This is a genomic window from Leptospira dzoumogneensis (genome assembly GCF_004770895.1).
Classification (GTDB): Bacteria; Spirochaetota; Leptospiria; order Leptospirales; family Leptospiraceae; genus Leptospira_B; species Leptospira_B dzoumogneensis.
On the sequence record NZ_RQHS01000016.1, the window covers coordinates 101792 to 121568 of the forward strand.

Below are 19777 nucleotides of genomic sequence, written 5' to 3' on the forward strand. Positions count from 1 at the left end.
ACGGTAGAATCCATTCTCAGCCCCGAGGCGCAAACAGAATTTTATGCCCTTCTGCTCTACGAAATATGGAAGAATGTCATTTTGTTTTAGCCTCATATTCCGCAAAAAAATCGCATAATTCTTTATGAGAATATTGATGATCTGCGTATGTAAATGTGCCTGAATTTTTTATTTCGAACGCTGCTTGTCGGATTAGATGAAAACAAGCTCTAGCGAGACTTCCTCCTATGCTGATCCTTCTGACCCCGAGTGATCTAAGTTCCTCAACAGTAAGTTGGTTATGACTTAAACCCATGACCACATTTAACGGACCATTGATAGAATTTACTAATGTTCCTATCGTTTTAGGATCTCCGATCCCTGGGATAAAAAGGCAATCCGCTCCCGCTTCTCTATAGGAATTACAACGAATGACCGCTTCTTGCATTGCATTCGGATGATTCGTTAGGAATGCATCCGTTCTTGCAGTGAGAGTAAAAGGAACACCACTTTGGTCCCCTGCCTTTCTGATCGCATGGATCCTTTCCGCAGCCAGTTTGATATCTAATAATGGAGAAGACGGATCTCCACTCAGATCTTCTATATTACAGCCAACTACTCCGATCGCAATAGCTTGTTTTACTGTTTCTGCAACTTGAGAAGGTTGGATGCCGTAACCTCCTTCCAAGTCGGCGCTTACAGGAATTCCCACGGAATCCACTATGGATTTTACTTCGGCAAGCATGTCTTCTTTGCTCATGATCTGATGATCGGGAAGACCTGCGGCAAAAGCGATACCTGCACTCGTAGTCCCGATCGCAGAATATCCCGCGCCTGCCAACATGCGAGCGCTTCCCGCGTCCCATGCGTTAGGCATTATAAAGATATCTTTAGAATGTAGGTTACGGAATATTTCGCCTAATCTGTTTTGTGCAGATATCATACTATCCTTGTAATATTAATCTTTTTTAAATTTCAAAGAAGCTGAATTGATACAATATCTTAGCCCGGTCGGTTCAGGACCATCAGGGAATACATGCCCCAAATGTCCTCCACATCTGGCACATAGAACTTCCGTGCGGGTCATTCCATGGCTTGTATCCGTTTCGGATTGGACCGACTTGTCTGCCGCAGGCTTATAAAAAGAAGGCCAGCCGCTTCCGGACTCATACTTAGTATCCGAACTGAATAACTCGGCACCACAAGCGGCACAAAGGTATTTTCCCTTTTCTTTATTGTAATAATATTCTCCGGTAAACGCTCTTTCTGTCCCTTTCTCTCTTATGATCCGATATTGGTCGGAACTCAGGATTTTTTTCCATTCTTCTTCTGATTTCTGGACTTCGTATTTCATCTTACCTCCTTTTTTCTCTTTTGGAGCTCCTATAGATTCGGAACATCCCGACAAAACGATCCCTAATAAATATACAAAACCGATTCCTAACCCGATTTTACTCATGATCCTATCCTCGCCGGATACTTCGGTTTATCGCCGAAAAGGTTACTTATAAAACATAATCGATCCGGATCATAAAGTGCAATCCATATTCCAAACACCTGTTCGGCTACTTCTTCTTTGTTCGTATTACAAACCAAAGTCCATATTCCAAAAATGAAGTATTCGGGTAATACTTGACACAAGCTTAATAAAGCAGTACACCTTAGACCTCTAAGCGACAGGGAGAAAACAAATGATTCAAGGAAATTATTTCCAGGATAATACCGACTTACAAACTCATTTTGATAATCTTATAGATTGGAACGAGATCGTAAAAGCTTACGAAGGCGATTTCCATGATGCAGCCAAATTTAAGCAGACAAACGACGACAGATATGCATATGCACCTTCTAATGTTCAAGAAGCGATAGATTACTACAAATCCACAGTGGACGCATTGGGAGAAATTATGGGAGACTTCGTGGCTCCTCGTAGTAAGGAGATGGATCAAACAGGTTTAAAATACGAAAACGGAAAGGTAACATTCCCAAAAGCACAAGAAGAATGTTATAAAACCTTAAAGGACGCCGGGCTCATGCCTATTTCCATTTCCAGAAAATACGGAGGTTTAGGTCTGCCTGCAACCGTTCAATCCATGATGTGCGAGATTGCAGCCAGAGCGGATGCTGCATTCTGTCTAGCATACGGAAATATTAATATAGTCGAGATCATGGAAAGATACGCTTCCGACGAAATGTGCAACGAATGGCTGCCTCAGATCGCAGCGGGAAAATTCAGCGCTGCGATGGCGTTGACAGAGCCTAATTACGGTTCCGATCTTCCTAATGTGCAGACTAGAGCCGTCCAAGATCCGGACGGAACGTGGAAGATCAACGGAGCAAAACGTTTTATCACTCATGCATGCGGTTATGTGGATTCTCCTTCCGTAATTCTTACATTAGCCAGAACAGGTAGCCCTGAAAGTGGAGCAAGAGGCCTTTCTTTCTTTTTAGTACAAGGCAAGGACGTTCATGTTGCGGGGATAGAACATAAAATGGGATTACATTGTTCTCCTACCTGCGAAGTGGTTTTCGAGAATTCCCCCGGGATACTGATCGGAAAAACGGGTTACGGCCTGGTAAAATATTCCATGGGGATGATGAATGCTGCGAGACTTACTATCGCAACTCAATCTTTAGGGATCGGAACTGCCGCTTATTTCGAAGCGAAAAAATATGCTTCCGAAAGAATACAATTCGGCAAACCGATAGAGAAGATCCCTGCAGTCCGAAAAATTTTGGATAAGATGGAAAGAGAGATTTTAGCTACAAGATGTCTTGTTTCCGAAACAGGAAGAACAATCGATCTCTATCATTGGAAAAAAGAAAGAATGCTTAGGGAAGAAGGTAAGAGCGAGAGAGATGTAAACCAAGACGAAACAATCCGCCGCTGGGAAAAGCTCGCGGACTTATTCACTCCAATGAGTAAATATTATGCTTCCGAAGGTTGTGTTTCTCTTGCATCCGATGCGATCCAAATCCATGGAGGAAGCGGATACACCGAGGATTACGATGTGGCAAGGATCTACAGAGACAGCAGGATCACTACGATCTATGAAGGTACTACTCAATTGCAGATCGTTGCAGCGATCGGCGGAGTGGTTTCCGGAATGGCTGCAAGCGGCCATCTAAGGGCATATGCGGAAGAAGAAATGTCCAAATTTTCTCCTTCTACCGATCTAAGATCTCTTTGGGAAAAGCTGGAGCAAGCAGTCCATTCTTACAAATCGATAGGAGACGGTTTTACGAAAGACGAACTCGCTTTCGAAACCGTAGAGATCGCCGCAAGATTCGTGGCAGGGATGCTCTTAGAAAAATCCTTGAGCCAAGTAGATGGCGATCTGAAAAAGCAGAGAACCAAACATTCACAAGATTATAATATAGATTCCTTAGCAATTGCAGAAGGAAATCTATTACGTCTAGAAAGAGCAAATAAACAAGCCGCAGCGGCGGTTTGAAAATAAGAACGGCCGACGATTGTCGGCCGTTTGTTTATAGTCCGTCCCAAAACTTAGGTTATCGATCGGGCATAATTTCGGGCTTCAAGGGCCTTAGGCCCTTATTCTTCTTTTTTTTCTCCGGGAAGATGAGGGATCTCTCCGATCGCAACTCCCAGAGCGATACGATTCAAAGAATGCTGGTGTAACATTTTACGAAAGTTGATCTCCGCATTTAACATAGCGATCCTGGAAGCGATCGCTTCTATCCGACTATTTCTTCCGGAACGATAGCCGCTTGCCTGGCTTTGAGAAGTTTCCTGAGCGGATACAAACGCTTTTTGATAGATCGCTAATATCTTTTGGGAGTTCTTAAAACTTTCAAAAGCATTACGGATTTCCTGAGTAGCGGTCCTTCTGGTTTGAGAAGCGGTAAGCTTTGCCTGCTTTTTCGCGGAGTCCGCCGCTTTTAGATCCGCCATTTGAGAGAATGGGGTCAAAGGCATTGTGACCTGCAGTTGAGCAGTAACATCCTTGGAATGTGTTTGGCCGGGATAAGGAAGAGAATAATAATTATTTAATGCGATCGTAGGAGCAAAACCCACCCAAGCCTTGTCCTTTTGCGCTTCCGCTACCTTAACACTTTGGTAAGCGGAAAGAACGTCGTATCTTTTTGCTAAATATTCTTCCGGCTCCATACCTGTCGGTATCGGTTCTAATTCCGCCTTAAATCCTGCGACAGAGATCGGTTTTTCATAGCCCACCATAGTCGCTAATGTAATACGCACTTGCTCCAATTGGAATTTCGCATCCGCAAGAACCGCTTCCGCGTTAGAAAGACTAGTTTCCGAATTCAAAAGGTCGGATCTCATGATCCTTCCTACCGCATACATTCTTTTTCTTTCCTGCAAAGAATCTTGGTTTAGGTCATAAGCTTCCTGGGAAATTTTAACACTTTCTTCCAATTGTAAGAAGTTGAAATAGGCCTGAGCGATCTCCAGGTACATTCTACCTGCTTCATGTTTTGCTTCTAACCTTCGTTGCTCCGCTAAATTTTTAGAAGCTCTATAATCTTGGTAAGAAGCAAGTCCTGCAGAGATAGGAATACTAAGTAATAAACGAGAACCCGCTCCCACAGTAGGAGGAAGACTGCTTCCCGAACTGGAAGAAGGTAATAGTGAAAGAGGATCCCCGCTTTGAATTGCCTTATACGTTTTATAATTATCCACTATAGAAGGCTGCTGTGTATGACCGGGAACGGAATAGAACTTGTTGAATACGTAAGAAAGAGTCGGCATAAAACCTGCGAATGCCTTGTCCTTCTGGGCTAATGCCTGCTCTGTTGCTTCGTTCTTTAACGCAATCCTTTCCGTTCTTTCCACTGCCAGAATATAAAGATCATCCAAGCCGAATGTATCCTTAGAGACTGTTTTTTCTACATCCTGGGTGGTGATTCCCGTGATATTTTTTAAACTTTCTTCGACTACTCCGTCCGCGACTTTTACCTCCGGAGTGGAAGCACATTCCCAGAAAAGAACACAGGCAAGAATAGAGAATATTATTTTTTTATAATTCTTAAGAGTATCTACGTACTTCATCTTTCTCATTTTCCATAAGATAATAAGCGGCAGGAACTACCACCAAAGTGATCAATGTGGAAACGATCAAACCGCCTAAAATGGTGATCGCCATCGGGATCCTAGTTTCCGCTCCCGGGCCCAAAGCCAAAGCGGGAGGAATAGCGGCCGCAATCGAAGAGAATGTTGTCATAAGCACCGGCCTCAAACGGACGGGGCACCCGATACGGATCGCATCCGCAATATTCTTCCCTTCACTTCTGACATGATTCACGAATTCCACCAGAAGAATTGAGTTCTTCTTCACAAGTCCCAAAAGTAAGATCAATCCTATAAAGCTGTACATATTGAAGGACTGCCCTGCAATGAAAAGAGCGATTAACGCTCCCGAAAAGCTGAAAGGCATGGAAAGAAGAATGTAAAAAGGCTGCTTCAAACTATTGAACTGGCTCGCTAAGATCATAAATGACATTATGATCCCCAAGATCAAAGCACCGGATAAACTGGACTGCGACTCGGAAGCAGTTTTTGCAGAACCGGTAACTTCTACATGATAACCTTCCGGAAGCATTTCTTTTGCGATACGGATTACTTCATTCGTAGCCCAGGTCTGTCCTTTTTCCTTAGGAGGGTTTCCGAAAATTTTAATGGATCTATCTCGGTTCACTCTTGTGATATTTTTAAGAGTGTTTGTTGCCTGAAGGACCAATACATCTTTCAAACGAACGATCTCTCCGTAAGTGTTTCGGACACCTATGTTCGGAATGATATCCGTGCTTTCACCTTTATCCTTGTCTATCTTGACTCTGACATCGAAACTTCTACCATTCTCGGTAAAACGACTTACGTTACGTCCTCCCATCAAAGGTCCGATCGTATTTCCGATATTCGCCATACTCACACCACGAACTGCGGCAGCTTCTCTATTCGGAAGGATTTTAACCTCAGGTTGCCCGGAAACGTAATCAGTATCAATATCCAAAATCGTTTTAGAAGAATCTAATTTTTCACGGATAGAATCCGAAAGTTTCGCAAGTGTGGCCCAATCCGGTCCGGTCAGAACTAATTCGACGGGATAACCTCTTCCCGCACTAAAACCTCTCTGAGAAAGATCTTGGACCGAGAATTTTGCTTCAGGCACAAGCTCTTTCAGATCTTTCCTGAATTCCATAAACACTTCGGATTGAGTGATCTCTCTTCCTGTTTTTTTGCTCTTAGGACGATTCCCCATATCCTTCATAGTAACGAAAAACATAGCGGTATTGGATTCAGTGCCTCCCATACCTCCTATATTACTCATATATTTTTCTACGATTGGGCGGGAGCTGAGGTAATTCTCCACCTTCTTCATTGCTTCGTCTGTACGAATGATAGAAGAACCGATAGGCATTTTTGCTCGAACGATAAATCTTCCCATATCCTGAGGAGGAATGAACTCCTTCTTCAATAAGAACAAAAAGATAATGGAAAATGCAAAAAATAGAACGGAAGAAACGATCACTGTTCCGGGTTTACGAATTACAAATTCCAAAACTCTACCATAAACTCTTTCGGAGAATTGAAGAAAATTCTCTATGACTGGATCCATTCTTTTGAAGAATGAAAAACGATCCGCAGTGTTCTTTAATTTAGAGAATAGAGTATCCGCAGGTAAGGTAAACGGAGACTTGGATTTTTGTTTTTTCTGAGCCTCTTTACTTTCCCTATAACGAGAAGCTCTCATCGGAGTAAAACTCAACGCTTCAAAAAGAGAAAGTGCGACCGCTACTGAAACGGTAACTCCGAATTCCAAAAAGTAACGGCCGATGATCCCGGACATAAATGCAACCGGAAGAAAGATCGCAATAATTGCGAGTGTCGCGGCTAACGCAGCAAATCTGATCTCTGACGCTCCGTCCAACGAAGCTTGGAACCAGGTTTTACCGGATTCTCTATGCCTGCTGATATTCTCCAGCACCATGATCGCATCGTCCACGACTATACCAGTCGCTAAAGAAAGACCAAGCAATGTGAATGTATTTAATGTAAATCCGGCAAAGTATAGGATCAAAAAAGTTCCCATAACGGAAGTAGGGATCGCAAGAAGAACGTTCCAAGTGCTGCTCCAATTCCCTAAGAACAATCTACATACGATTCCCGTAAGCACCGCAGAAAGGATTAGAGTAAAAACTAATTCATGGACCGAATCCCTGATAAAAGTAGTATTATCATTGGAGACATTCAGTTCGAATCCGGGAGGAAGAGTGGGTCTCAGATCTTCTAACTTCTCCTTTACCAAGTCTCCTACTTCTACGGCGTTTGCACCTTTGATCTTTTTGATCCCGAGACCAACGGCAGAAACTCCGTTAAATCTGGAAATCCTTCTGATCTCATCCAGTCCATCTTCTATCTTAGAAACTTCTCTCAAGCGTACCGGACGGAACATCGCGGCACCACTTCTGGAGTTGATATATATATTAGAAAATTGTTCTACAGTTGGAACGTCTCCCACTGCTCTTAAAGAAACTTCGGAAAGTTTATTTTGTACTCTTCCGGAAGGAACTTCTATATTCTGTTCCGTTAATGTATTGATGATATCATTTACCGTAAGTTCCGCTCTCAAAAGTCGGATCGGATCCAAGAAGACGTTGATCGTGCGATCTACATAACCGCCGAGTATGATCTCACCTACTCCTGGAATTTCCTGGAACTTATCTTTGAGCCTGGTCTTAACGAAAACCATCTTCTCCTGATCGGTTCTATTCGGAGCGGTTAATGCGACCCAGATAATCGGTTGGTCATCCGGATTGGATTTCATGATGATCGCAGGATCCAGATCATCCGGAAGTTTATTACTTACCTGAGCGATCTTAGTTTGGATCTCTTGTACCGCGACGTCCACGTCCCGTTTGAGCTCCAATTCCACAGTGATCGTAGCGGAACCGTCGGTGGATACGGAACGGACTTCTACCACACCTTGGACAGTCATTAGAACTTCTTCGATAGGATCGACTACGTCAGTCTCCATAACTTGAGCGTTTGCTCCGGTCAAGTTGAGAGTAACGTTCACGATCGGGAAGTCCACGTCTGGCATCTGAGAAAGACCCATACGGGAGAAGCCGATACTTCCCAGCAGGATGATAGCAGCCATCATCATCCATGCGAAAATTGGATTGCGAATAGAAACCTCGGAAAGCTTCAAAGGAACCTCTTTCTATATGTATTTGTAGGGAGGGATTTTTGTTTCCTTATAGGACCTGCCTTTTTCGGGCAAGTGCCAGATTTTTTCTTGTCCGAAGGACCGGAAAAGTGTACTAAACAGAACTCATGTCGTTTCAATTATTGGATCCCGAAAAAGGAATATTTCTCTCAGAAGCAGGTTCCACGAATACCATCTTAAAAGGAAAGGAATTCCCACCAGGGTCCTGGATCCTAGCGGATTTTCAATCTTCCGGAAGGGGAAGAAAGGGCAAAACCTGGAGTATATTGGGAGAAGAGCCTTTTATTTTTTCGGGTAAATTTTCCTCTAATTCTAACCTATCCTCTCCCGGGCTGTTCTCCTTATATGTCGGGGTCGCAGTAGCAAAGGCGATTTTGTCCGTATATCCTTCTGCCAGTAAAAAAGATCTTAGGATCAAATGGCCGAATGATATCTATTTAAACGGAAAAAAAGTCTGCGGTATACTGATCGAAACGGAAAAAGAAGGAGAAGTTTGGGACTGGATCCTTGGGATCGGGGCCAATCTTTACGGCACCGAAATTCCGGAATATCTGAGTGATGCAGGGTTCGTTACTGATGATCAAAACGAAAAAGGAAGAAGGAACCGATTTTTAGAAACATTACTTCCTCTTCTGAACGATGCAGTATTAGCGATCTCGGATGGAGAAAAAAGGATAGAATTCATCAATGAAAAACTTCTCTGGAAGGGAGAAACCATTGCCTGGACGGAAAGTGGAGAACAAAAAACCGCAACTCTATTGGGAGTAAATGAAGAAGGAAAATTATTAGCCCGGACCTCGGTCGGAAACATGGTCGAATTCATTGACAGCCCCGAGGATTTTAGGTCCTTGGGATAGAATGATCCTAGTAATCGACGTTGGGAATACCAACACGGTCTTCGGTATTTATAAGAACGGTTCCAAAGAGCCGATTTTCCATAGAAGAACAGTTACTCGAAGAGATAGAACTTCCGACGAAATGGGGCTTTATCTCAAAGGTTTCCTCCGAGAATTCGAAATAGACAGCAGCCAAATTGTCGGCGGGATCTATTCTTCCGTGGTTCCTCAGTTGAATCCGATCATAGAAAGAATGATCCATGATTGGTTCCAGATCGAACCGATCAGAGTTCAGTATCAGATGAAGCTGCCATTCGGGATCAAGTATCCTCGTCCTTTCGAGATAGGCGCAGACAGATTGGTGAACGCTGCTGCCGCAGTAAAGGATCATCCGGGAAAATCAATCATCATTGATTTGGGAACAGCCACCACATTCTGCGTAGTAGATGATACTCCTGATTATTTGGGAGGAGTGATCGCTCCAGGGCTTAAAGGTTCCATGGATGCTTTGACTAGAAATACCGCACAACTTCCTCCGATCGTATTCCAAGCTCCTTCTAAAATATTAGGAGATTCTACTATAGAATCCATTCAGGCAGGATTCTTTTTCGGATGGATAGGTCTTTTAGAAGGTATTATCAAAGAAGTTAGAGCGGCTCACGGAAACGATTATAGAGTGATCGGTACCGGCGGACTTGTGACTACGATCCACGCAGCAAATCCTAAAATTTTCGATAAGATAGAACCTCTGCTTACTTTAAGAGGACTACAAATATTATACGAAGATAATGCTAAATGAATTTTTTGATCGTAGGGTTAGGAGGATTGTTAGGATCAATTTGTAGATATATGATATCTCAAACGATCCCGAAAGAATCCGGCCCATTTCCTCTTTCCACATTTACAGTAAATATACTAGGCTCTCTGCTAATTGGAATATTTTACGGATTATCTCAGGGAAAAATTTCGGAAGAAGTGCGGCTATTTACAACCGTCGGATTTTGCGGAGGATTCACAACCTTTTCCGCTTTCGCTTTAGAAAACCTAAAACTACTCCAATCAGGGAACTATTTTAGTTTTTTTGCATATATACTGCTTAGCACGACAATTTGTATTATTGCCGTGCTATTGGGAGTATATTTAAGTAAATAAGAAAAGATCTGTCTTAAGGAAGCTTAATCTCTTTTTTAACGCCGCCTTTAGAGCCCTCTAAAGTTTTAGTCTCCGGATCGATCTCTGAAAGTGAATCGTATTCGATTGGAACGATTACTTTTCCGGTTTTATCGATGAGACCGTATTTTCCGCCTTCGATCGTCGAATGTTCTCCGTCGCTAACGGACTTACAATCGTTACAAACTTTAGAAAAACCTTGGTGGATCTGAAAAGCAAAATCGTAATTCGCCGCGATTATCTTCTTACAAGAAGAATCGAAAAATCCGAATTTAGAATTTTCTACAAATCGAGCCAAACCTTCCGAAAATTCGTCCGGTCCATTGTCGAAAGCAAAAACGTTCAATAGAACCTCATTCTGAGGATCGATACAGATCCATCCGCCCTTGCCGAAAGAAAAACCTACACCATTCTCATTAAAATCGTAAGCAATTGAATATTGAGGAGAAATTTGGACTTTCCCATTCTGGTCCTTATACCCGTAAACATCATTCTCTTCGAAAGCAGTTAACTGCAATTTTTTAGAGCAGAACGCAAGAAGAGGCAAAAAAGCCAAAATCACTAAAAGGTAAATTTTTCGATCCATAGATCCTCCAATATATCATTTATTTCTAAAAGAGCCGCTCATCGCGAAACCTACATATGCAGACGCAATGGCATCCCAAGAATCATCATGCCCGGTCAAATTTTCGAGGCCTAAAAGAAGTTTTAAAGCTGCTTTAATATCTTTTTTGTCCGCGGTGCCGCTGCCTGTGGTCCCTTTTTTTATCTGAGAAGCGGTCGGCTCGACCAAAGGAATATTATGCTCTCCTAATGTAAGTAAGACAACTCCTCTCGCCTCATAAACTCTTGCGGCAGTCGTTCTATTCTTTGCGAAAAATAATTCTTCCACAGAAGCAAGATCAGGATGATATTCATCCAAGATCGCGTCCAACTGTCTTCGAATAGCGATTAAATTGACAGGACTTTTTGTTCCGCTTGGAACTTCTATCGTGCCGTAAGTGAGAACACGAATTACAGACTTATCTTTTTGGAGAACGGAATAACCTAGACGATGGGACCCAGGGTCTATTCCTAAAATTTTCACCAAAAAGACTCCTTGAGTTTAAATTTTGTAGGAAGTCCTACATGGGGCAAGGGGCGCCCCCGCCCGGCTTCGGGTGGGGGGAGTGGCCCGTGGGAGAGCAATTCCCCTCTATCACAAATTCCTCAAACCGGCAACCTCATTTCCTTGCACAAGACCTTGTTGGAATTCCAACAAAACTCCGCTGGTCACCGATCCCGGAAAAGAAGAAGTCGAAGAAAAAATTCCCCGACTTCTAAGAATTTCAGCCGAATTCTTTCTCTAATTCCGGAGAAAGTTCGAAGTTGGAGTTCACACCTTGGACATCATCGTGACCTTCTAAGTTGTCGATCAGCTTCATTACTTTTTCTGCAACCTCTTTGTCGGAAACTTCTGCACCGACTAAGGCCACAAACTTGATCTCGGACTCTTCCGATTTGATCCCTTTATCATTCAAAGCAGTTTGGACTGCTTCATAATCATCCGGAGAAGTTACCACTCTGAAAACTTCTCCCTCGTTCTGAACGTCTTCAGCACCTGCGCCGACTGCTAATTCGAATAATTCCTCTTCGGAAATTTGATCGGAAGGAATTACGATAATACCCTTTCTTTCGAAAAGACGACTAACGCTGCCTGTAGTCGCCAAAGAACCGCCCAGCTTAGTAAGGATACTTTTGATCTCCGGAGTGGTCCTGGTTTTTTTATCAGTTACAGCTTCCACCATGATCGCTGTTCCGCCCGGCCCAAAACATTCATAAAGGCATTCTTCATATACAACGCCTTCCAATTCTCCGGTTCCCTTTTTGATCGCCCTATCGATATTGTCTTTAGGCATGTTGCTGGCTTTCGCCTTCAATACTGCGAGTCTAAGTCTCGGATTGGTATTAATGTCCCCTCCGCCCATACGTGCCGCAACAGTGATCTCCTTGACCACCTTAGTGAAAATCGCCCCTCTTTTAGAATCGATAGCGTCCTTTTTGCGTTTAATCGTTGCCCACTTACTATGCCCGGACATCAGATTTCCCCTTATATTTAAGAATAGATCGGTTTAAAAAATATATAAGATCAAAAGCAGGAAAGTCGGCCTAAAACCGGTCCCACTTTTTCAACAAAACCCGGTTTTTCCAGTCTGTCCATCCTTTTTGGCCTTCCCCATTCCTTGAAGAAATCCAGGCCAAAAACCGGATCCTTCTAACAAACTCTAAGCCAGCCAACCCAACAAAGACTCCCAAATCCCTACCGGGCTAAAGCCGGAAAAAACCAAAAAGAATATTATAAATTCATAAAATTCTTTCAGGAAAGATCCGGGCGGCTCCTCGTAAAACTCGGATCGCGCTGCTACGGGTTCGCGCAAAACGCTCATCCGGGCAGGCCCGGACTAAAGCCCTGCGCATCGCTGCCGCGAATTCTAAGAGAAAGATCTACCATGTAAGGGGACTCTTTTTTAAAAAAAGAGTCCCCACCCTGCTTTGGGCGGGGGCCGGTCTGGCGGTACATAAAAAAACTTTCGATCAAACGGATCGCGTTGATTTCATCTTTGAACTCGTTTGACTTCGTTTTACTCAGTCGCCACCCTTCGGGTTTTTCGCTTCCTATGGGTCGCTCAAAAAGTCGCTGCGAAGGGGGCCGGTCCGGTGGTACCCGCAAACCCGCACTCATTCACTGCCCGTATCACAATTCCAAACGAAAATCAACCAATTTCTCCCCTACAATCCATGTTGGAATTCCAACATGATTTCTACTTGCAAAACAAATTCCGAACTTTCTCCACCTTTCTTATGTTTCGCATAACGTATAACAGCCTGTCACTCGGGCTTGTACAAAAACTCAAGTGTTATTAATAACAATTGTTTTACATAAAACGATCCATTCGTCCCCCGATGCGATCTCTTTGTCCCTAATAAATTGACTAGTTTTAAAACCTGGAGTAAACTCCCGCGTATGCGAATCCTAATCGTAGAAGATGATATATTGTCCTCTCGCTGTTTGGAAATTTTAGCGAAAGAATTTTTGACTGAAAGGATACAAAGTATCCATACAGTTTCCGATCCGGAATCTGCAGCGGAATTTATACGCAAAAATCCTTTGGATCTATTATTCTTGGATATAAATCTACAAGGGAAAACTGGCTTTAAACTTTTAGAAATAGAAAGCAGAAGTTTTTTCCAAACGATCATAGTATCTTCTGAAAGAGACAATGCAGTAAAAGCTTTCGAGTTTTCAGTGTTGGATTTCCTACCAAAACCGATCACGAGAGAAAGATTCGGAATTTCTATCCAAAGATATCTTTCTTCTCATCCTAATATATTTTCTCCAAAAGGAATTCCTCTCAAAAAAGAAGAAGGGATCAATCTTATCGAACCTGGGAATATAATATTCGCAAGATCTGAAAGAAATTACGCTAGATTATTTACCAAAGACGGAAGCGTGGAGAAGGTCAGAAAAACATTAGACCAACTCCAAAAAGATCTGGAAGCACATGGATTTTTCAGAGCCCACAGAAGTTACCTGGTTCGATTAGAAGAAGTCAAAAAGATCTTATTCAAAACGCCGACTACCTATCGACTCTTACTTCATACGGATCATAGTATCCCCGTTAGTCGATCACAAGGAAGTAAACTCCTATCTTTATTCAAAAATTCAAATCTTAAGGTTTTAGGTCTGCCGTGAAACATTTCTACGTTGCCATTCGGTTTAGGACCAAAAACTTTATATTATTTATAAAGAAACATTTTCAGATCTTAAAAGAAGTCAGAAGTAACGAAGAATTCATCCGATCCGCGTACTTCGAAGTATATTTAATACTCAGATATCTTTTCCCTTTCCTATTCGTAGTTTATATTCCTTTTGCAATTTTGGATTGGACTGATTTTCTAAAAAACTCCGGATACTTCCCTCTCTTAATCTATAACTCGGTTTTTATTCCGGGTTGTTTTCTTTTTACAGCTCTTTTAAATTTTCCAATTCTAAAAAGTGAAAACGGCAGAAGATGGCTTACGATAGCCGGAACCTTATTCTTAACTTCCGCAGGAACAGCGATGAACCTGCTCATATTCCAATTTGGGACTGATATTTCGCTATTCGCGTTCACTCAACTTGGTATCGCAGTGCTTCTTCGTTATCCCGATAAAACGAAGAAGGTTATCTATTTCACAAATTACGCAGTATTTTTCGCGGCCATGTACTGGTTGGGAAAGAACTCATCCTTTCTGATCCAAAACTTTTTCTTCACAATGGTCATGACAATTCTATTGGATCTGATCAGTTTTCTTACCAAGGTGAATTCATTTCATAAAGAACAATCCATCCGAGATCTGAATCGAAAACTGGTGATGGAATCCATTAAAAAATCTGAAATTTTAAGAATAGCGATCCATGATCTAAAAAGCCCTGTCACAGGGATCTTAAGTTTAGTAGGACTTTATACAAGAGAACCAAGCCATATTTCTCCGACAAAACGAGTTGCTTCTTCTTATGCGGACCCTCCTGAAATTCTAGAACATATAGATAGAACTTCTCGTAAAATTTTAGAATCGATCGAAGATGTTCTATATCTTGCAAGTTCCGGAGATGCAGAAACGATAGAGAACCAAACCCAAAAATTAAATCCGGAATTATTATTAAAATCGGTTACCTGCAATCTAAACTTTTTATTCACCTCAAAGAACATAAGAATAGAAGATAGACTCTCGGAGTATAATTTCTATTTCCAAGCGAATCCTCAGATATTGTACAGAGTATTCGATAATCTATTAAGTAACGCCGCTAAATTCTCTCCCGAAAATTCGGAAATCTCTCTCAAAAGTGAACTCATCTCAGAATCATATGAGAAAATTCTAATCATCAAAATAGAAGATTCAGGGCCTGGATTCCAGCCCGAAGACGAAAAAGATATGTTCAGGGAATTTTCTATCCTTTCCGCAAAACCTACCGGCTCCGAATCCTCAAGCGGGATCGGACTCGCATTGGCTAAAAAGTTATTAGATAGAATGGGAATACGTATCCGCCTGGGCAACTCCGAAACACTCGGAGGTGCCCAGGTAATATTAGAATTTCCGCAATCAAAAGCGAAATAGGGAGTTAAGAACTGGAGGCAAATCAAAATGAAAGATGTGAAGAGAATTTGGCTGGGAGGAATAGTACTAGCGTTATCCGTAACGTCATTCTACTGTAGTCCGGACCAAAATACGAACAATACACAAGACCTGGCTCTATTAGGAGGACTTTTAGAAACTCCTGAAAAAGGAGCGGGTAATCTTGCAGGATTAGATAATGCGGATCCTAAAGCCCAAAATATTTTAGACGATCTAACGAGTGTAGTCTATGGATCTTACGATGTTGTGTATATTCCGGGCGCTGTATGTGGCAACGGAACACCTTACAAAATATTCGTAGATCGTGCGGATGGGATCTTGGATTGGATCTTAGGATATTCAAGCAGACTTCTAGTATATATGGAACCGGGAGGAGCTTGTTGGGATTACGAAAGTTGCACTGGACAAACGGGTATCAGAGGAGCCGCAAATCCAAACGGTATTCCTGATAACCATATGAATTTCGGAGCGTTTATAGATCCGAATATTCCTGGTGGAAGTCCGAACGCATTGATCTCACCGATCATATTAAGAAACAATCCTACCGGACAGAACGTTAAAACATCCAATTGGAATAAAGTGTTCATTCCCTATTGCACAGGAGACGTGTATGCGGGAAACAAGGTGGCAACTTATTCCGATCCAACCGGACAAAATCCTCCTATCACTTATCGTCACGTAGGTGCTAAGAATATGGAGCTGGTCATCGATTGGTTGAAGAATAATTTTAATAAACCAAAAGAGATGTTTGTTTCAGGATGTAGCGCAGGTGGAGCAGGCTCCATGATCAATTATCACTTCATTAGAAAAGCCTTAAGTCCTTCTAAAAGTTATCTATTGAATGATTCAGGCCCGATCTTTCCGGCTCCTGGATTTGGCAACCAATGGCCTTTACAGCAAAAGATCAAAGAGGCTTGGAATACAGAGTATTTTATAAGCAAGGCTCAGCCTGATTTCCCTTCCGTGGACATTCGCGCGGACTATGGGAAGATCAGCGAGGCTTTAGCTCAAAAATATCCGAATGATAAATTAGCGATCACTCTATTCAGAAGAGATGCTAATTATTCCATGTATTCTTATGCAAGATTCTATGGATTGGACGAGAACAATCCTGCGGATAAGGAATATATTATTTCCACTCTTTGGGCTCAGGACATTGAGAATTTGAAGGCTCAGTACGATAGATATCCGAATTTAGAATATTTCATTCCGTATTACAGAAGTATCAATGAAAGCCATTGTACTTCTATCGTGGAATTTACTGGAACGGAGATAGAAAATACCGGAATTACACTCGGTACATTCATCAATGATTATCTATTGGGAAGTTCTACTTTCAGAAGTTTTTTCGAAAGTGTGAATCCGAACGATGCAAACGTAACGAATTTCTGGTTCGCGTTAGTTAATCTTCTACTATAATCTCTCTCGGAGAAGGCGGACGATTTGCCGCCTTCTTTTTTTCATTCTACCCTTAAGCCGCTTTTTCTTCTTTCAAAGGAACTACATAACCCCAGAAAAGTGCCATCGCAACACCTGCGATGTACATCCAAATACTGAAGATCGCAGAAGGAAGCGCCACCTTAGGTCCGAAAAATTGGATCGCAAGAGTCATACCCAGAGTAGTATTTTGGATCGCAACTTCGATAGAGATTGTTCTCGCCTGCTTCTCCGCAATCCCAAGTAATTTAGGAAAAAGATAACCTGCTAAAAATCCAAAAGTATTATGAAGGATCACAGCAAGTCCGATCAAAAGGATCATATCTATTAAATTTTCTCGATTCTTATAAGCCACAAAAGCAACTACGAAAACCAAAAACAAAATGGAGAAAACTTTATAAGGACTTTCAATCTTTTTAGCAAAATTAGGAAACTTATGTTTTACCGCCATACCTATCGAGATCGGCACCACAATGATTGCGATCACTGTTTTTAACATTTCGAAAAAAGAGATCTGCATCACACTTGAACCGGTTGGATCCAATAAGGAACCGAAAAACGTAACGATCACCGGAGTCAGTAAAGGACAAAGAAGTGTAGAAAGTGCAGTGATCACAACTGCAAGAGCAACATCACCCTTTGCAAGATAATTGATCAAATTAGAAGTAGTTCCGCTAGGACAAGATCCTACAAGAATGACGCCTAACGCGAGTTCGTATTCTAAACCTAAGATCAATACGACCGCGTATGCAGCCAAAGGCATGATCACAAAATGGCCTAAAGTACCGACCAAAGTTTGGAGAGGAGTTGTAAAAATCCGTTTAAAGTCTCCGATTGCCAGCCCGAAACCCATTCCGAGCATCACGATTGCTAAAAGAGCCGGAAGTAGCCCCTTTTCGACTGCACCTAATTGCATGTTTCTCTCCTTAACATAACACCTGTTTTATTATTTTTATCTCCGAGAAGAATCTCGGATTTCCTTTCCGGAAACGTATCTTACTGACCGGAAAGCTCTGAGGTGAAAAGCTTTTTTCTCTTCTACCCGGATCTATTTTATAGAAGTATTAGATCCGGATGGGCAGAAAATTGCAATCGTCAAAAAGACACTACATTAGGAAACTGAATCCTTCTTTTCCCATAACCTGAAGACTATAAACCCTGAAATTATTCCGAATAAGATAAACACGGCACCTAAGGTATATTTCAATTGTAGAATATATCCTATTCCGAAAAGCCAAGCGTATAAGGAGAAGATCGCTAATAACCAGATCCGAATTCTGGAATAGAATTTTTTGCGGGCGGAAACTCCGCCCCATTTCCCCCAAAAACCGAAAGGTTGTAACTTGGCTACAAATGTATCCAGTACTTGATCCGGGACTGGAGCAGTCATAAATGTAACCGCAATGGAAACGACCACACTTCCCAAGGCAGTAAAGAATAGAAGATAATCCGCATTTACATCCGGATATACTTTATATAAAATTAATGAAAGAACTAGAGCTGTCCCCATTCCGGATAATTCCGTCCAAGCATTTGTCCTCCACCAGATCCATCTTAATATCTGAGGAAGGCCTAAACCCGAGGCCATCGCTAAGAAAAATTTCCAGGCGGATGCAATTGAACTCATTTGAGTCGCGACTAAAATAGCAATTCCAGCCATCAATACCACTGCAATCCTTCCTGCGATCACTGTTTCTTTATTTCCGGCATTCGGTTTTAGGAATCTTAAATATAGATCGTTCACTAAATAGCTGGCACCCCAGTTGATATGAGTGTCCGCAGTGGACATGAAAGCCGCCATCAAACTTACGAATACCAATCCCAAACATCCTGCAGGCAAAACGATCTTCATAAGCACAGGATATGCGATCTCTCTATCCGATTGGACTACTCCACCTTCTGCTTGGAATAAATCCGCATCATGTAATGGGAATACGACCAAACACACGAGTCCCGTTAAAACCCAAGGCCATGTACGTAAAATAAAGTTTGCGATATTAAACCAAAGAGAACCTAACTCTGCATCCTTAGGAGTTTTTGCAGTATGTAATCTTTGAGCCAAATATCCGGAACCATCCGAATGATATTGGATCCACCATTGAACTCCGATGAATATTAGAAAAACCTGAAGTGGAAGTCCATGCTCTTCTTCCCCTATCCTTGGCCAAAAAGAAATGATGGATTCCGATTTGCCAGGATATAAAATTTCTAATTTTGAATATAGACCTTCTAATCCGCCTACATATTGAATTGCAAAGACCGCAAATACGATTGCACCGCCTATTCCCAAAGCAAATTGGAATAGGTCAGTCAGGATCACACCCTGGATCCCTCCCATACTGCTATAAAATACTACAACTGAAAAAAGAATAAGGACCGTAAGTGTAGTATTCAAATCTCCTAATATTAGAAAGTTAGGCCAAGAGTCTGAGATAGATTTGAAAACTTCTGCACCAAGCAATACGTTCCAATCCAAGAATGGAGCCGTGATCTTAGACATCGCCTTGAAAACCCAGCCCAATATGATGGAATTAAAAAGAATACTTAAGAAGAATGCTTTTGCCGCTCGAAGTATTGCCGCACCTATTCCGGAATATCTTAATTCTACAAATTCAACGTCCGTAAGGACTTCTGCCTTTCTCCAGGAAGCTGCGAAGAATACAGTAATGATCAGATAACCGATTGCCCAGCTCCACCAGAGCCAGTTCCCGCCAACTCCGTCCAAGGCAACCATTCCCGTAATGACTAACGGAGTGTCCGCGGCAAAGGTCGTTGCGACCATAGAAGTTCCGAGCCACCACCAAGGAAGTTTTCTGTCCGCAACGAAGTAGGAACTCAAACTTTCTCCGGCCTTAGAGGAAAGAAGAAGCCCTGCCGAAAAAGCAAAAATGATATAAGCTAAGATTAGATACCAATCGATAGGAGAAAAAATGGGGTCCCCCTTCTCCCAAAGAAGGGAGAACTCTCCATAAAGATCGGCCGACTTTC

16 protein-coding genes are annotated in these 19777 nt (G+C 42.2%); 7 read left to right on the plus strand and 9 right to left on the minus strand.

All coding sequences use genetic code 11. The annotated features are described in order from the left end of the window. Positions 1 to 76: 76 nt before the first annotated feature. Positions 77 to 922, minus strand: a complete 846-nt coding sequence (locus EHR06_RS10465) for an isocitrate lyase/PEP mutase family protein (RefSeq protein WP_135756944.1) — start codon at positions 920 to 922, stop codon at positions 77 to 79. 15 nt (positions 923 to 937) lie between these two features. Continuing rightward, positions 938 to 1333, minus strand: coding sequence for a peptide-methionine (R)-S-oxide reductase MsrB (gene msrB / locus EHR06_RS10470; RefSeq protein ID WP_208757778.1), 396 nt, complete (start codon positions 1331 to 1333; stop codon positions 938 to 940). Positions 1334 to 1670: 337 nt separating this feature from the next. On the opposite strand from msrB, the gene EHR06_RS10475 reads away from it, so the two are divergent. Beyond that, positions 1671 to 3434, plus strand: coding sequence for an acyl-CoA dehydrogenase family protein (locus EHR06_RS10475; protein WP_135756946.1), 1764 nt, complete (start codon positions 1671 to 1673; stop codon positions 3432 to 3434). Positions 3435 to 3535: 101 nt separating this feature from the next. Here EHR06_RS10475 and EHR06_RS10480 read toward each other — a convergent pair whose 3' ends face one another. Both EHR06_RS10480 and EHR06_RS10485 read right to left on the minus strand, forming a co-directional pair. Continuing rightward, entirely contained in the window at positions 3536 to 5011 is a 1476-nt protein-coding gene (locus EHR06_RS10480) for a TolC family protein (protein WP_135756947.1), read from the minus strand. Next, positions 4989 to 8126: an efflux RND transporter permease subunit gene (locus tag EHR06_RS10485; protein ID WP_244288576.1), complete on the minus strand. Its 3138-nt coding sequence runs from the start codon at positions 8124 to 8126 to the stop codon at positions 4989 to 4991. Before EHR06_RS10485 ends, EHR06_RS10480 begins: the two co-directional genes overlap by 23 nt. A gap of 170 nt (positions 8127 to 8296) precedes the next feature. On the opposite strand from EHR06_RS10485, the gene EHR06_RS10490 reads away from it, so the two are divergent. Genes EHR06_RS10490 through crcB form a run of 3 tightly spaced genes read left to right on the plus strand, consistent with a single transcriptional unit; the run spans position 8297 to position 10177 of the window. Next, the gene (locus tag EHR06_RS10490; protein ID WP_086447110.1) at positions 8297 to 9046 is read left to right on the plus strand and encodes a biotin--[acetyl-CoA-carboxylase] ligase; all 750 of its coding nucleotides are present in this window, start codon (positions 8297 to 8299) and stop codon (positions 9044 to 9046) included. A gap of 1 nt (position 9047) precedes the next feature. Next, positions 9048 to 9824: a type III pantothenate kinase gene (locus tag EHR06_RS10495; protein ID WP_086447111.1), complete on the plus strand. Its 777-nt coding sequence runs from the start codon at positions 9048 to 9050 to the stop codon at positions 9822 to 9824. Continuing rightward, complete coding sequence (gene crcB, locus EHR06_RS10500) at positions 9821 to 10177, plus strand: fluoride efflux transporter CrcB (RefSeq protein WP_135756949.1); 357 nt, start codon at positions 9821 to 9823, stop codon at positions 10175 to 10177. The genes EHR06_RS10495 and crcB overlap by 4 nt, the downstream gene beginning before the upstream one ends. Positions 10178 to 10190: 13 nt before the next feature. Here the strand turns inward: crcB and EHR06_RS10505 are convergent, their stop codons facing one another. The 3 genes from EHR06_RS10505 to EHR06_RS10515 all read right to left on the minus strand — a co-directional run bounded on the left by EHR06_RS10505 (position 10191) and on the right by EHR06_RS10515 (position 12273). Then, positions 10191 to 10781 carry a WG repeat-containing protein gene (locus EHR06_RS10505; protein ID WP_135756950.1) on the minus strand — a complete coding sequence of 197 codons (591 nt, stop codon included), beginning with the start codon at positions 10779 to 10781 and terminating at the stop codon, positions 10191 to 10193. Between the two features lie 15 nt (positions 10782 to 10796). After that, positions 10797 to 11282: a crossover junction endodeoxyribonuclease RuvC gene (locus EHR06_RS10510; RefSeq protein WP_008593400.1), complete on the minus strand. Its 486-nt coding sequence runs from the start codon at positions 11280 to 11282 to the stop codon at positions 10797 to 10799. 241 nt (positions 11283 to 11523) lie between these two features. Continuing rightward, entirely contained in the window at positions 11524 to 12273 is a 750-nt protein-coding gene (locus EHR06_RS10515) for a YebC/PmpR family DNA-binding transcriptional regulator (RefSeq protein ID WP_100724898.1), read from the minus strand. A 926-nt stretch (positions 12274 to 13199) separates the two neighbouring features. Between EHR06_RS10515 and EHR06_RS10520 the strand changes: the two genes are divergently transcribed. Genes EHR06_RS10520 through EHR06_RS10530 form a run of 3 tightly spaced genes read left to right on the plus strand, consistent with a single transcriptional unit; the run spans position 13200 to position 16771 of the window. Next, a complete protein-coding gene (locus tag EHR06_RS10520) occupies positions 13200 to 13928 on the plus strand; it encodes a LytR/AlgR family response regulator transcription factor (protein WP_135756951.1) in 729 nt (242 codons plus the stop codon). Beyond that, positions 13925 to 15334, plus strand: a complete 1410-nt coding sequence (locus tag EHR06_RS10525; protein ID WP_135756952.1) for a sensor histidine kinase — start codon at positions 13925 to 13927, stop codon at positions 15332 to 15334. Before EHR06_RS10520 ends, EHR06_RS10525 begins: the two co-directional genes overlap by 4 nt. A gap of 27 nt (positions 15335 to 15361) precedes the next feature. Next, positions 15362 to 16771, plus strand: a complete 1410-nt coding sequence (locus EHR06_RS10530) for a pectin acetylesterase-family hydrolase (protein ID WP_135756953.1) — start codon at positions 15362 to 15364, stop codon at positions 16769 to 16771. Between the two features lie 52 nt (positions 16772 to 16823). On the opposite strand, the gene EHR06_RS10535 is transcribed toward EHR06_RS10530, so the two are convergent. Together EHR06_RS10535 and EHR06_RS10540 are read right to left on the minus strand one after the other, a co-directional pair. Then, positions 16824 to 17705 carry a bile acid:sodium symporter family protein gene (locus EHR06_RS10535; RefSeq protein WP_135756954.1) on the minus strand — a complete coding sequence of 294 codons (882 nt, stop codon included), beginning with the start codon at positions 17703 to 17705 and terminating at the stop codon, positions 16824 to 16826. Between the two features lie 195 nt (positions 17706 to 17900). Then, complete coding sequence (locus EHR06_RS10540; protein ID WP_167492292.1) at positions 17901 to 19721, minus strand: sodium:solute symporter family protein; 1821 nt, start codon at positions 19719 to 19721, stop codon at positions 17901 to 17903. Between the last annotated feature and the right edge of the window lie 56 nt (positions 19722 to 19777).

Bases quoted from the DNA above. Each gene is read 5' to 3' on its own strand.
- EHR06_RS10465 (WP_135756944.1), bottom strand. From the start codon at position 922: ATGATATCTGCACAAAACAGATTAGGCGAAATATTCCGTAACCTACAT.
- msrB (WP_208757778.1), bottom strand. From the start codon at position 1,333: ATGAAATACGAAGTCCAGAAATCAGAAGAAGAATGGAAAAAAATCCTG.
- EHR06_RS10475 (WP_135756946.1), top strand. From the start codon at position 1,671: ATGATTCAAGGAAATTATTTCCAGGATAATACCGACTTACAAACTCAT.
- EHR06_RS10480 (WP_135756947.1), bottom strand. From the start codon at position 5,011: ATGAAGTACGTAGATACTCTTAAGAATTATAAAAAAATAATATTCTCT.
- EHR06_RS10485 (WP_244288576.1), bottom strand. From the start codon at position 8,126: ATGATGATGGCTGCTATCATCCTGCTGGGAAGTATCGGCTTCTCCCGT.
- EHR06_RS10490 (WP_086447110.1), top strand. From the start codon at position 8,297: ATGTCGTTTCAATTATTGGATCCCGAAAAAGGAATATTTCTCTCAGAA.
- EHR06_RS10495 (WP_086447111.1), top strand. From the start codon at position 9,048: ATGATCCTAGTAATCGACGTTGGGAATACCAACACGGTCTTCGGTATT.
- crcB (WP_135756949.1), top strand. From the start codon at position 9,821: ATGAATTTTTTGATCGTAGGGTTAGGAGGATTGTTAGGATCAATTTGT.
- EHR06_RS10505 (WP_135756950.1), bottom strand. From the start codon at position 10,781: ATGGATCGAAAAATTTACCTTTTAGTGATTTTGGCTTTTTTGCCTCTT.
- EHR06_RS10515 (WP_100724898.1), bottom strand. From the start codon at position 12,273: ATGTCCGGGCATAGTAAGTGGGCAACGATTAAACGCAAAAAGGACGCT.
- EHR06_RS10520 (WP_135756951.1), top strand. From the start codon at position 13,200: ATGCGAATCCTAATCGTAGAAGATGATATATTGTCCTCTCGCTGTTTG.
- EHR06_RS10530 (WP_135756953.1), top strand. From the start codon at position 15,362: ATGAAAGATGTGAAGAGAATTTGGCTGGGAGGAATAGTACTAGCGTTA.
- EHR06_RS10535 (WP_135756954.1), bottom strand. From the start codon at position 17,705: ATGCAATTAGGTGCAGTCGAAAAGGGGCTACTTCCGGCTCTTTTAGCA.